The 13,534-nt window shown below is 72.6% G+C and carries 9 protein-coding genes; all 9 read right to left on the minus strand.

The window, feature by feature from the left end; all coding sequences use genetic code 11:
* The coding region (locus ACWIGU_RS42190; RefSeq protein WP_454407175.1) for a beta-ketoacyl synthase N-terminal-like domain-containing protein at nucleotides 1-4,612 on the minus strand (4,612 nt) is incomplete at its 3' end.
* Between the two features lie 82 nt (nucleotides 4,613-4,694).
* Nucleotides 4,695-5,621 carry an alpha/beta hydrolase gene (locus tag ACWIGU_RS42195; RefSeq protein WP_454407176.1) on the minus strand — a complete coding sequence of 309 codons (927 nt, stop codon included), beginning with the start codon at nucleotides 5,619-5,621 and terminating at the stop codon, nucleotides 4,695-4,697.
* 2 nt (nucleotides 5,622-5,623) lie between these two features.
* The gene (locus tag ACWIGU_RS42200; protein WP_136326119.1) at nucleotides 5,624-5,818 is read right to left on the minus strand and encodes a ferredoxin; all 195 of its coding nucleotides are present in this window, start codon (nucleotides 5,816-5,818) and stop codon (nucleotides 5,624-5,626) included.
* A gap of 19 nt (nucleotides 5,819-5,837) precedes the next feature.
* Nucleotides 5,838-7,061: a cytochrome P450 gene (locus ACWIGU_RS42205; RefSeq protein ID WP_454407177.1), complete on the minus strand. Its 1,224-nt coding sequence runs from the start codon at nucleotides 7,059-7,061 to the stop codon at nucleotides 5,838-5,840.
* Nucleotides 7,058-8,284: an acyltransferase family protein gene (locus ACWIGU_RS42210; protein WP_454407178.1), complete on the minus strand. Its 1,227-nt coding sequence runs from the start codon at nucleotides 8,282-8,284 to the stop codon at nucleotides 7,058-7,060. Before ACWIGU_RS42210 ends, ACWIGU_RS42205 begins: the two co-directional genes overlap by 4 nt.
* Nucleotides 8,285-8,349: 65 nt before the next feature.
* On the minus strand, nucleotides 8,350-10,035 hold the full coding sequence (locus ACWIGU_RS42215) for a dipeptide ABC transporter ATP-binding protein (RefSeq protein ID WP_454407179.1): 1,686 nt from the start codon (nucleotides 10,033-10,035) through the stop codon (nucleotides 8,350-8,352).
* Nucleotides 10,032-10,904 carry an ABC transporter permease gene (locus ACWIGU_RS42220; RefSeq protein ID WP_454407180.1) on the minus strand — a complete coding sequence of 291 codons (873 nt, stop codon included), beginning with the start codon at nucleotides 10,902-10,904 and terminating at the stop codon, nucleotides 10,032-10,034. Before ACWIGU_RS42220 ends, ACWIGU_RS42215 begins: the two co-directional genes overlap by 4 nt.
* Nucleotides 10,901-11,875 carry an ABC transporter permease gene (locus ACWIGU_RS42225; RefSeq protein ID WP_454407181.1) on the minus strand — a complete coding sequence of 325 codons (975 nt, stop codon included), beginning with the start codon at nucleotides 11,873-11,875 and terminating at the stop codon, nucleotides 10,901-10,903. The genes ACWIGU_RS42220 and ACWIGU_RS42225 overlap by 4 nt, the downstream gene beginning before the upstream one ends.
* A complete protein-coding gene (locus ACWIGU_RS42230) occupies nucleotides 11,875-13,512 on the minus strand; it encodes an ABC transporter substrate-binding protein (protein WP_454407183.1) in 1,638 nt (545 codons plus the stop codon). The genes ACWIGU_RS42225 and ACWIGU_RS42230 overlap by 1 nt, the downstream gene beginning before the upstream one ends.
* Nucleotides 13,513-13,534: the final 22 nt, after the last annotated feature.

Consider the following 13,534-nt stretch of genomic DNA (forward strand, 5'->3'; position numbering starts at 1 on the left):
CGAGTGCGGGGTGTTCCTGGTCGGTCGCGAGCGCGGTCAAGGCGTCGAGGGCTTGGTCGCGGTCGTCCGCCAGCACCACCCCACGATGCTCAAGACCTGCCCGCCCCCGGTACAACGCCGAAGCGACCTGGGCGGGTTCGACTTCCGGGTGGTCCACGACATACGCACGCAGCCGCTCGGCCTGCTCGCGCAATGAACGGGTGTTCTGAGCGGACAGCGGCCACAACACCGGCTCGCTGTCGTCGGATTCGGGCACGGCCGGGGCTGACTCCCGGGATTCAGGGGCCTGTTCCAGGATGACGTGGGCGTTGGTCCCGCTGATCCCGAAGGAGGACACCGCTGCCCGGCGCGGCCGGTCGTGCTCCGGCCAGGGCGCGTCCTCGGTCAGCAGGCGCACCGCGCCCGCCTCCCAGTCCACATGCGGGGACGGGGCGTCCACGTGCAGGGTGCGGGGCAGGACGCCGTGGCGCATCGCCTCGACCATCTTGATGATGCCGCCCACCCCGGCCGCCGCCTGGGCATGCCCGATGTTCGACTTCAACGAGCCCAGCAGCAGTGGCTGTTCGGCAGGGCGGTTCTGTCCGTACGTGGCCAGCAGGGCATCGGCCTCGATCGGGTCGCCGAGACGTGTGCCCGTCCCGTGTGCCTCCATGGCGTCCACATCGGAGGTGCCGAGGCCGGCATGGGCGAGTGCCTGGCGGATGACCCGCTCCTGCGAGGGGCCGTTCGGCGCGGTGAGGCCGTTGCTCGCCCCGTCCTGGTTGACGGCGGAGCCGCGCACGACCGCGAGCACCTGGTGGCCGTTGCGCCGGGCGTCCGACAGCCGCTCCACGAGCAGCAGTCCCACTCCCTCCGACCACGCGGTGCCGTCTGCGCCAGCGGCAAAGGCCTTGCAGCGCGCGTCCGACGCCAGGCCCCGCTGCCGGCTGAACTCCAGGAACATGCCCGGGGTCGGCATCACGGTCACACCACCGGCGAGTGCCAGATTGCATTCGCCCTGCCGCAGCGCCTGGGCCGCCAGATGCAGCGCCACCAGGGACGAGGAGCACGCCGTGTCCACGGTCACCGCAGGCCCCTCAAGACCGAAGGTGTACGCGACACGCCCCGAGGCGACACTTGCCGTGCTGCCGGTGAGCAGATAGCCGTCCAGCCCCTCGGCCGGTTCGTGCAGGCGGGGCCCGTAGTCCTGGGCGGTCGCGCCGATGAACACACCGGACGCGCTGCCGCGCAGACTGTCGGGTGCGATCCCGGCCCGCTCGAAGGCCTCCCAAGCCGTGGTGAGCAGCAGCCTCTGCTGCGGGTCCATGGCCGCAGCCTCGCGCGGACTGATCCCGAACAACGCGGCATCGAACTCGCCCGCCCCGTAAAGGAATCCACCCTCCCGCACATAGGAGGTTCCGGGCCGGTCCGGGTCGGGGTCGTACAGCGAGGCCAGGTCCCAGCCCCGGTCCGTGGGAAACGGGCCGATGGCATCCGTGCCCCCGGAGACCAGATTCCACAAGTCGTCGGGCGAGGCCACACCACCGGGGTAGCGGCACGCCATGCCCACGATGGCGATCGGCTCGTCCATTTGGCCCGCCGCACCCGTGCGGGCTACTGGCAGACCGGCCGTCGCCCGCCCGGAGGGCCCGTCGAGCCGTTCGCGCAGCAGCCGGACGACGGCCTCCGGCGTCGGGTGGTTGTAGACCAGGGCCGACGGCAGGGAGAGGCCGGTCGCGGTCTGGAGCCGGTCGCGCAGCTCCACCCCGGCCAGCGAGTCGAAGCCGAGGTCCTTGAACGCATGGCCCGGATCGATCGCGTCGCCCGTGACATGGCCCAGCACGATCGCGACCTGCGTACGGACGAGATCCAGCAGGTCCGTGTCCGAGGCCGCCTCAGGAGTGTCCTCGGGTGCGGGGGCGGGATCAGCCACCCGCACCGGCACCGCCGCGTCGGGCGCCTCGACCGGACCGTCCAGCCAGTGGCGGTCCCGCTGGAAGGCGTACGTCGGCAGCGGTACGGCCCTGCCGCCCCACCCCGCCAGCGTGTCCGCCCAGCCCACCCGGGCACCCCGCGCCTGCGCCTGCGCCAGTGCGGCTGTCAGGGTCTGCGGTTCGGGGCGGCCGCGCCGCAGGACCGACAGCAGCGCGGACTCGCCGTCGGCGAGCGTTGCCCGGGCCAGGGCGGTGAGGACGGCGTCCGGGCCCAGCTCGACGAAGACGCTCACACCGTCGTCCCGCAGCGTGCGCAGTCCGTCGTGGAAGCGGACGGCGTCGCGGATGTGCCGCGTCCAGTAGTCGGGTGAGGCGAGATCCTCGGCGGTCGCGAAGTCACCCGTGACGTTGGAGACGACCGGGATCCTCGGCGCACGGAACTCCAGCTCCCCGGCGATCCGCCGGAACGCGTCGAGGACCGGTTCCATCAGCGGCGAGTGGAAGGCATGACTGACGGTCAGCTGCCGGGTGCGGCGGCCCTGGGAGGCGAAGGAATCCTTGATCCGGAGGACATCGGCCTCGTCGCCCGAGACGACGACGGCGCGCGGTCCGTTGACGGCCGCGATCGAGACCCGGTCGGTGAGGAGAGGGGTCACTTCCTGCTCGGTCGCCTCCACCGCGGCCATCGCTCCGCCGGCCGGAAGCTCCTGCATCAGCAGGCCCCGGGCGGCCACGAGGCGAGCGGCGTCGTCGAGCGAGAGCACACCGGACACATGGGCCGCGGTCAGCTCACCGATCGAATGCCCGGCGAGCCGGTCCGGCCTCAGGCCCAGGTGCTCCACCAGCCGGAAGAGCGCCGTCTCGACGGCGAAGAGCGCGGGCTGCGTATAGCGCGTCTCGTCCAGCAGCGCGGCCTCCGGCGACCCCTCCGCCGCGAGGACGAGCGCTTCGAGCGGGCGGTCCAGGTGCGGGGCGAAGGCGGCGCAGACGCGGTCGAAGGCGTCGGCGAACTCCCCGTACACGGCGTACAGTTCGCGCCCCATTCCGGCGCGCTGACTGCCCTGCCCGGTGAAGAGGAACGCCGTGAGGGACTGCGTGCCTGCCCTGCCGCGTACGAGAGCGGGGTCGTCCCGGCCCTCGGCCAGGGCCTCGACCGCGCGCAGGAGCCCGTCCCGGTCGGCGGCCACCGCGACGGCCCGTTCGTCGAAGAGGGTGCGGGTGGTGGCGAGGGAGTAGGCGGTGTCGAGCGGCGAGGTCGCGGGGCCGGCGGCCGTCAGGTGGTCGCGGAGCCGGGCGGCCTGTCCGCGCAGGGCCCGGCCGTCGCGGGCGCTCAGCAGCCAGGGGACCGGCCGCGGCGCATCGGCGGCCGGCGCGTCCACGGCCTCCCGGGAATCCCTGGAGCCCCCGGCCGCGTCGACGGCCTCGCCGGCATCCGCATCCACCGCATCGACCACCACCACATGGCAGTTGGTGCCGCCCATGCCGAACGAGCTGACCCCCGCGATCAGCGGGAGTTCCTCGCTCGGCCAGGGGCCGTCCTCGGTCCGGACCCGCAGGCCCAGGTCCGCCAGCGGGATCGCCGGGTTGGGCTCGTCGAAGTTCAGGCTGGCCGGGATCCGGCGCCGGTCGATGGACAGCGCGGCCTTCAGCAGACCCACCAGACCCGCTGCACCCTCCAGATGACCCACGTTCGTCTTCGCGGAACCCACCTGGAGCGGCGAGCCCGCGGGCCGGCCCGTACCGAGGGCGGCACCGAGCGCGGCGGCCTCCACCGGGTCGCCCACGGGCGTGCCCGTGCCGTGCAGCTCGACGTACTGGACATCACTGGCCGTGACACCCGCACGGGCACAGGCCTCGCGCAGCACCGCCTCCTGCGCACCCTGGTCGGGGACCGTGAGTCCGTCGGACGCGCCGTCGTTGTTGACCGCGCTGCCCAGGATCACGCAGTGCACCCGGTTGCCGTCTGCCCGGGCCCTGTCCAGCGGCTTGAGCACGACGGCGACGCCGCCCTCGCCTCGTACATAGCCATTGGCCCGCGCGTCGAACGTGAAGCAGCGGCCGTCGGGCGACAGCGCCCCGAACTTCGCGCTGTCCGCGCTGCTGCCGGGGGAGAGGATCAGATTCGCACCGCCGACCACGGCGAGATCGGACTCACCGCTGCGCAGGCTCTCGCAGGCGAGATGGACCGCGACCAGCGACGAGGACTGGGCCGCGTCCACGGTCAGACTCGGACCGGTGAGGCCGAGCACGTACGACAGCCGGTTGGCGAGGATGCCCCGGTGCAGCCCCGTCACCGAATAGCGGTCCCCGCCCGTCCCGCCCCTGCGGTGGTGGAGCGCCGCGTAGTCGTCCCAGATGGCGCTGGCGAAGACGGCGGTACGGCTTCCGGCGAGCACACCGGGGACGATCCCGGCCTCCTCCAGCGCCTCCCAGCCCAGTTCCAGCAGCAGCCGCTGCTGGGGGTCCATCGCCGCCGCCTCACGGGGCGGGATGCCGAAGAAGCCGGCGTCGAACCGGTCCACCTCGTCGAGGAAGGCGCCGTGGGCGGGGGCGCCGGCGGACCGACGGCCGGCGGGCGCCTCACCGACGGCGTCCTCACCGCGGCTGAGCAACTCCCAGAAAGCGGCGGGATCGGGTGCCCCGGGGAGGCGGCAGGCGAGACCGATGACGGCGATAGGTGCGGAGTGGGCGCTACGCATGATCTGTGACGTACTCCCTCGTCGAGAACGACCCGGCGAGACCCACCCTCCCCAGCCGCGCTAACGGCGGCCTTTGCGCGTTCTAAATCGTCCCGGAGCCGTCGGGGGCCACCTCCGCCGCGTGCAGCCCGCGCCGCAACGCCGTCAGGTGCTCCAGCGCGATGCGATGCTGCTCCTCCGGGTCCGGCGGGCCCTCCGACCCGCCGAACGCGTGGTACGCCCCAGGGAAGTTGTGCAGCTCCACCGGCACCCCGGCCTGCGCCAGGCGGAGCCCGTACAGCAGCCCCTCGTCGCGCAGCGGATCGAGACCCGCGGTCGAGATGTACGCCGGGGGCAGCCCGCCCAGGTCCCCGGCGCGGGCCGGGGACGCGTGCACGGGGGCCTCGCCCCCGCCCGCGCCCAGATAGAGCTCCCAGCTCTCCTGCGCCAGCCGGCGGTTCCAGATGGGCGTGTCCAGGAACGCCGTCATCGACCCCGTCTCCAGCCGGTCGTCCAGCACCGGAGTGCTCAGGTGCTGGAAGACCAGCCCGGGCCCGCCCCGGTCCCGGGCGAGCAGGGTGAGCCCGGCGGCGAGACAGCCCCCGGAACTGGCACCCGCCACCGCGAGCCGTGCCGGATCCGCCCCGATCTCCTTCGCGTTCCCGGCGGTCCACTCGAGCGCGGCCCAGCAGTCGTCGAGCCCGGCCGGAAACGGATCCTCCGGCGCCAGCCGGTACGCCACCGCGACGACCACCGCCGAGGCGAACGACGCCGCCCGGGCCGCGGAGTGGTGGACCGAGTCCACATTGCCGAGGACGAAGCCCCCGCCATGGATCCACAGCACGGCGGGCAGCGCGGACCCAGCCCCGGCCGGGCGGTACACCCGCACCTGGACCTCCGGGGACCCGGGCGGCCCCGGAATCCACCGCTCCGTCGCCTCGACCCCCGGGACCGCCGGAAGTTCACGCAGCGGCCGCGGACCCGCCCGATGGTCCGCGACCGCGTCGGCCAGCCGTCCCGTCACCGGCATGCTCAGGCCTCCAGAGCGATGGCCTGCGAGGGGCAGAGCGCCACGGTGTCCCGCAGCCTCGCCTCCTCGGCCGCGCCGTCCACCCGGTCCTCCAGGACGAGGACCGTGCCCTCGTCCGACTGGTCGAAGCGGTCGGGGGCGGACAGGACGCACTGACCCGCGCCCAGACACCGCTGTGTATCGGCCTTGATGTGCATGGCTCCGGTTCCCTTCTGATCACCATGTGACGGGCAGGCGCCAGATGCCCTGGACACCGCCCGGTTCCTTGACCGGCAGCTGCCCGGGGGGTTCGGCGAGGCGCAGCCCCGGCAGCCGGCGGAAGAGTGTGGACAGCGCGATCTCCATCTCGGCCCTGGCCAGGTTCTGGCCGATGCACTGATGGACACCGTGTCCGAAGGAGATGTGGTGGCGTGCGCCGCGCCCGACGTCGAAGGCGTCGGCGGCGGGGAACGCCTCGTCGTCCCGGTTGGCCGACGCGATGACGACGATCACCCCGTCGCCCGCCCTGACCCGGTGCCCGCCGAGCTCCGTGTCGACCGTCGCGAACCGGGCGACGCCGTCCGCGATCGCCATGTACCGCAGCAGCTCCTCGACCGCGCCCGGCAGCAGCGACTCGTCGGCGCGCAGGGCCGCCAGCTGCTCCGGGTTCTCCAGCAGGGTGAGGACGCCGAGCGCGATCGCGCTCGCCGTGGTCTCGTGCCCGGCGACCAGCAGCAGCAGGGCGATGTCGACCAGATCGCGGCGGGTGAGCGCGCCGGTGGACAGCTGCTCGGCGATCAGGGTGTCGAGCAGCCCGTCGCCCGGCTCCTCCTCCTTGCGCTGGATCAGCCCGTCGAGGTACGAGGCGAGCTGTGCGAACGCGTCGGCGCTGTCCTCCAGGCTCGTCGTCCCGGTGACCACCCGGCGTGACTGCTGTTCGAAGAACCCGTGGTCGGCGTACGGGACGCCGAGGAGTTCGCAGATGACGACGGACGGCACCGGCAGGGCGAAGTCCGGAACCAGATCGGCGACCGGGCCCTTGGCCTCGATCGCGTCGATCAGTTCGTCCACCAGCCGCTGGATGCCGGGCCGCAGGGCCTGCACCTTGCGGACGGTGAAGTTGGTGAGCAGCATGCGCCGCTGCACGGTGTGCTCCGGCGGGTCCATGCCGATGAAGTTGCGGACCTTGCGCGCCGACTCGAAGCGCGGCGCGGTGGCGGGGTAGTGCGGATGGACGCGGTCCGAGGAGTACGTGGCCGCGTCGAGCAGGACCTGACGCGCCTCCGCGTGCCCGCTCACCGCCCAGACCCGGCGCCCGTTGTACAGCTCGACCAGGGACACCGGACCCTGCTCGCGGTACTCGTCGTAGCCGGCGGGCGGCTGGAAGGGGCAGCCGCGTGCCTGCGGATACGCGGGCAGCTCCTGCCCGTTCGTCGGAGCGGTGATGCTGGTCTCGGTCATTCCCCGGCCTCCAGGACAGTGTGCGGGACGACGGCAGGTGCCGGTGCGGCCGGGGGAGCCGCTTCGGGCGCTGCCGGATTCTTCGCGCGCGGAGCACTGAACCGCTGTACGGCGGGGGCCTCGACCCAGGTGAACAGGGCGTGGGCCAGGGCCAGGGCGGCCAGCAGTGCGGCGAGCAGCAGGGCGGCCGCCGCGGCACCGGACAGGTCCTTGCCGGCGACGAGCCACTTGTGGCCGTATGTCACCACCAGCCCGTGCACCATGTAGAACGCGAACGAGAGCTCGCCGAGCCGCACCAGCACCCGCCCCCGGAACGGCGAGGCGGTCTGCCGGACATCGGCCTGCGCGGCGGCGACCACCAGCGGGGTGAGCCACAGGGCGCCGGTGCCCGCGACACCGTACAGATACGGCACCGACGAGTTGAGGACGTAACCGCCGACCGCGATCGCGGCGGCGGGCAGCAGCCCGATGCGCGGGAGCGCACCGGTCAGCACCAGCCGGGCGGCGATCATGCCGAGGACGAACTCGATGGCCCGGACCGGCGGGAAGAAGTAGACGGACCAGATCTGCTCGAAGGACAGCGAGCCGTCGGCGATGAAGGGCAGTGGGGTGCCGGCCACCGTCCAGCTGCTGACGGCAGGCACCAGGACGGTGAGTGCGGCGAGCACACCGGCGACCGTCCACAGCCGGCGAGCCGTCAGCCGCTCCAGGACCGGCAGCAGGAACGGGAAGGCGAGATAGAAGAACAGCTCGCACGACAGCGACCAGCTGACGGCGTTCATCGTGTTCGGCACCTGGATCTCGGGTATCCACGCCTGCACGAGGAAGAGGTTGGCCAGCACACCCTTGGTGGTGAACACCTCGGACGCGGTCACCATCAGGACGGCGGCGGCCACGAAGGTGACCAGGTGGTTGGGGAAGATCTTCACCAGTCTGCGCCGCCAGACGCGGGGCGCCCCCTCGGCGGGCCGCGCCGACCAGGTCAGGACGAAACCGCTGAGGACGAAGAAGAACGTCACCCCGTAGAAACCGGCGTTGGCGAAGATGTCGCCCAGCGTGTCGCCCACCCCGCCCCCGAAGAACCGGGTCTGGAAGGTGGTGTGGAACGCGAAGACCAGCAGGGCCGCCAGGAAGCGCATCCCGGTGAGGGACGGCAGTCTGGCGGCCCGCGGCAGGTCCGGGGCGGACGGTGACGCGGTGGACGGTGCTGGTGAGCCTGGCATGACTGATGACCTCCGGCTTGTCCGAAACTGGCCCGTCGAGGCTCGCAGTCGCGTGTTGGCCGGTTCTAAAGCCGCTCTTGTGCGGTACGCGCACGCCGTGGCACCGCCTCCAGCAGGGCGCGGGTGTAGGGATCCGCGGGCTTGGCGAACACCTCCTCCACGGGTCCGGACTCCACGATCCGGCCGTCCTTCATCACCAGCACCCGTGCGCAGATCTCCCGGACGACCGCGAGGTCGTGCGAGATGAAGAGCGTCGCCAAGCCCAGGTCCTCCTGTAACTGCCGCAGCAGATCCAGCACTTGCGCCTGGACGGACACGTCCAGCGCCGAGACCGGCTCGTCGCACACCAGCAGCCGGGGCGAGGGGGCCAGGGCGCGTGCGATGGCGACCCGCTGGCGCTGACCACCGGACAGGGCCGGCGGCCGCCGCTCCAGGTGCTGCGCCGACAGACCGACCTGCTCCAGCAGTTGTACGGTGCGGGCCTGCCGCTGGCCGCGCCCGACGCCGGCCGTGGCCAGGGCCTCTCCCACGATCCGGGCCACGCTCCAGCGCGGATCGAAGGCGCTGAGCGGGTCCTGCGGCACAAGTTGCAGGGTGTGCCGCAATTGCCTGCGTTCGCGCTCCCGCAGGGTGTTCCACGGGGTTCCGGCCAGCCGCACCGCGCCGCTGTCCGGGGCCACCAGGCCAAGGACCATGCGGGCCAGGGTGGACTTGCCGGAGCCGGACTCGCCGACCAGGCCGAGCGTCTCACCCGGCCGCAGCTCGAAGGACACGTCGTCGACCGCGGTCCGCCGGCTGCCGCGCGCACCCTTGAACACCTTGGCGGCACGGCGGACCTCAAGAAGAGGCTCGGCACCGGCCGTGTCCACCGCCGGACGGGCCGCCCGGGGGCTGCTGCCCGGAATGGCCGCCAACAGGGCTTTGGTGTACGGGTGTTCAGGTGACTCCAGTACCCGGCCGGCCGGGCCCGACTCGACGATCCTGCCGCCCTTCATCACGGCCACCTCGTCGGCCAGCGCCTCCACGACGGCCAGATCGTGGCTGATCAGGAGGAGTCCGGTGCCACCCCTCTTCAGTTCGCCGAGGAGCGCGAGGATCCGCGACTGGACCGAGGCGTCCAGCGCGGTCGTCGGCTCGTCCGCGATCAGGAGGTCAGGCTCGGCCGCGATCGCCGAGGCGATCAGGGCCCGCTGCCGCAGTCCGCCCGACAGCTGGTGGACATGGGCCCGAGCCCGTTCGGCGGGTTCGGGCACACCGACCCGTTCCAGCAGGGCGAGGACGCGTGCCCCGGCCTCCTTGCGGGAGACGATCCTGTGCGTCAGCAGCGGTTCGGCGATCTCCTTGCCGACGGGGCGCAACGGGTCCAGGGCGACGAGCGCGTCCTGGGCGACCAGACCGACGCGTCGGCCCCGGACCGCACGCCACTGGCGGGGGCCGAACTCCCGGGCCTCCCGGTCCGTGATGCGCAGCCGGTCCGCTGACACCTCTGCGGTCGGCCCGGCGAGCCCGAGCAGACTGCGGGCCAGCGCGCTCTTGCCCGAGCCCGACTCACCGACGACGGCGAGGCACCGTCCGCCGGCGAGGGAGAGCGATGCGTCCCGCACGGCGTGCACCTGACCTGGACCGGTGCCGAACCGTACGTTCAGCCCGGCGACATCGAGCAGCGGGGCCTCCGGCCTGGCGGGGGCCCCGTCCGGTGCTCCCGTGGAGGTCTCGGCCGGGGCCGTGCCCCGGGACGATGCGGTGGTCATGAGGCGGCCCGTCCTTCGGCTCGTGCCTGTGCGTGGCGGCCCACGACGGTGAACGCGAGAACCGTGCCGACCAGCAGCAGGCCCGGAAAGAGCGCGATCCACCAGGCCTGGTCGAGGAAGCCCTGGCCCTCCGTGAGCATCGCGCCCCACTCGGGGGTCGGCGGCTGGGCGCCGAGCCCCAGATAACTCAGCGCCGCCCCGGTCGAGATGGACGCCCCGAGCGTGACGGTCGCCAGCACCAGGAGCGGCCCCAGCGTGTTGGGCAGGACATGGCGCAGCACGATCAGCGGACGCGGCACGCCCAGCGCCACCGCGGACTCGACATAGCCGGACCGTCTGACCACCAGCGCCTGGGCCCGCACGACCCGGGCGAACCCGGGCGCGGTCCCCACCGCGACGGCGATCGTGGTGCCCAGCACCCCCTTGCCCGCGATGAGGACCACCATCAGGGCCAGCAGCAGCCCCGGCAGCGCCAGCAGCGCGTCGGCGGCGCGCATCAGCACGGCGTCGCCGAACCGGCCGGACAGCGCGGCGGCCAGCCCCCACACCACCGCGAGCCCGACTCCGGCACCCGTCGCCGCCGCCCCGATGGCCAGCGAGTAACGGGTGCCGTGCACCACCCGGGTGAAGACATCACGGCCCAGCTGATCCGTACCGAACCAGTGCGTCCCGCCCGGCGGTTGCAGCGCGTGCACCGGATCGGTGTCTGTCGGACTGCCGCCCGCCAGGAGCGACGGCACCAGCGCGGCCAGCAGGATCAGCCCCAGCAGCACGGCGGCGGCCAGCACCCCCGGCCGCACCCGTCCCCTGCGGAGCCTGCCGACCGCCGCGACCGGTGCCCCGGCCCGTACGTCCTGTTGCACGCTCATGCGGCGGCCACCCCCGTTCCCTTGCGCAGCCGGGGATCCACAACCGCGTACAGCACTTCCACCAGCGCGCCGACCAGCACGAACACCACGGCCGACAGCGCCACCACGCCCTGCACCACGGGCAGATCGCGATCGCTCACCGCCTGCAGGGTGATCCGTCCGATGCCCGAGCGGGCGAACACGTTCTCCACCACCACGGCCCCGCCGAGCAGGGTTCCGGTGAACCAGCCGGCGAGCGTGAGCGCCGGCAGCGCGGCATGGCGCAGCGCGTGGCGCGAGCGCACCGTGTGCTCGGCGAGCCCCCGTGACCGCGCGGTCAGGATGAAGGGCTGCTCCAGCGCGCCGAGCAGCCCTTCCCGCATCACCTGCGTGAGCACCGCCGCGATCGGCAGCGCCAGCGTGATCACCGGAAGGACCAGCGAGCGGGCGTCGCCGCTGTCGGAGACCGGCAGCCATCCCAGACGGAACGAGAACACCGTCAGCAGCATGATGCCGAGCCAGAACGACGGCGTGGACACCACGATCAGCTCCACCGCCGTCGACACCCGGCGCGGCCACCGGGCGCGCCCGGAGGTCAGCACGGTCACGGCGGCGGCCAGCACCACGGCCACCAGCGAGGACCACAGGGCGAGTTGGGCGGTCGATCCGATCTGGTCGGCGAGCAGCGAGGAGACCGACTGCTGCAACTGGTAGGAGTCGCCCAGCTCGCCCGAGACCAGCTTCTTCAGATATGAGCCGTACTGCACGGCCAGCGGCCGGTCCAGCCCATAGTGGTGGCGTATCTCCTCGCGCTGCTCCGCGCCGACCAGCGCGTTGGAACCGACGATCGCGCTGACTGGATCGCCGGGAATGAGCTGCAGCGCCAGGAAGGCACAGGTGGCGGCCCCCCAGACAACGAGGACGGCCGCCCCGACCCGGGCCGTGACGGCCCGGATCGCGGCGGGTACGGCGGGTATGCGCGGGACCGTCATCAGCCGGCCTCGACCCAGGCGCCGTAGAACTCGGGCCACGCCGACAGCGAGAGCCGCAGCCCGTGCACCTTCTTGTTCACACCGACCGACGCCGTCTGGACATAGGCGGGCACCACCACGGCCCGGTCGATCGTCCACTTCTGCACCTGCGCGTAGTACGCGGCACGCTGGTCCGGGGCCGTGGCGCCCTGTGCCTTCTTCAGCCAGGTGTCGACCTGTGGGTCGGCGACCTTCGCGAAGTTGTGCCCGCCGCCCTCGGACGACTCGGTGGAGAGGAAGAAGCTGCTGAGGATGTCGCCGTCGCCGCGCGCCCAGGACGTCTCGACCACGTCGTAGCGGCCCTCGTCCAGCTGGGCGGAGACCGCGGTGGCGTCGGTGGACGCGGCGAGGTTCAGATAGATCCCGGCCTTCTTCAGAGCACCCTGCACGGCCTGGGAGAACACCGAGGCCTTGCCGTAGACCGGGGCGACCACGGTGAGCCGCTTGCCGTTCTTCGTCCGGTAGCCCGCGGCGTCACGGCCCGTCCAGCCCGCCTGGTCAAGCAGCCGGCCGGCGAGCGCCCGGTCGTAGGGCCAGCTCTTCTCCAGCGCGGAGTCGTAGCTGTGCGGGGTGGCGGGGGACAGGGTGCTCCAGGCCCGGGTTCCGGTGCCCTGGAACACCGACTTCACCAGGGCGTCCAGATCGATGGACCGCTGGAACGCCTTGCGCACCCGGGCGTCCGAGAACAGCGGGCTCTTGGTGTTCAGATAGAACGTGTCGACCGCGCCGGGGACATCCTTGCTGGTGACGCCCAGCCGCGCGTTCCGGCGTACCGCCGCTATCTGGTTGGCCGGGACGGCGGCCGCCCCGTCGACCTGACCCGAGGTCAGTGCGCCCACCCGGGTGGCGTCCTCGGTGATGAAACGGACGGTGAAGGAGTCCAGGCGGGCGGGCCCGCTGTGACCGGCCCCCTTCGGCGCCCACGCGTAGGCGGCGTTCTTCGTGTAGCCGCGCTTCTGGCCCCGGGTGTAGGAACCCGCCTTGAAGGGGCCGGAGCCGACGGAGTCCGTACCCGCGCAGAGCTTGTCGGCCCCCGCCTTCAGCGACGCGGGCGAGGCTATCCCCAGATAGGTGGTGCTCGCCGCCTGGAGGAACGGCGCGTACGGTCGGCTGAAGCGGACCTCGACCTCGTACTTCCCCTTCACGGTGGTGCCGGAGTAGGGACCGAGCAGCCCGGCCGCGTACTGCGACTGGGTCGCCTTCGCCGTGACGTGGTCGAAGTTGGCCTTCACCGCCGCCGCGTCCAGGTGCTTCCCGTCGTGGAAGGTGACGTCCTCGCGCAGGTCGAAGGTGTACGTCCGGCCCCCCTCCGAAGTCTTCCATGACTTCGCCAGCCACGGCTCCAGTTCACCGTCCGGGGTCTGGTAGACGAGCGAGTCGAAGACCGGCCGCTGGACGAAGGCGGTCACGTCCTGCGCGCTGGTGTGCGGGTCCCAGCAGTCCGGCTCCTGCTGCGCCGCGTAGGTGAGGCTGCCGCCGGACCGGGGCTTCGCCTGCGCGGCGGAGGCGGAGCCGCCGTCGGAGCTGCAGGCGGAGACGGCGGCGAGCAGCAGGACGGACAGCAGAGCGGCTCTTCGAGGTGTACGGCGCGGGTGCATATGGTGACTCCGGGGCATGGAA

This window comes from Streptomyces sp. NPDC055400, from assembly GCF_053644375.1.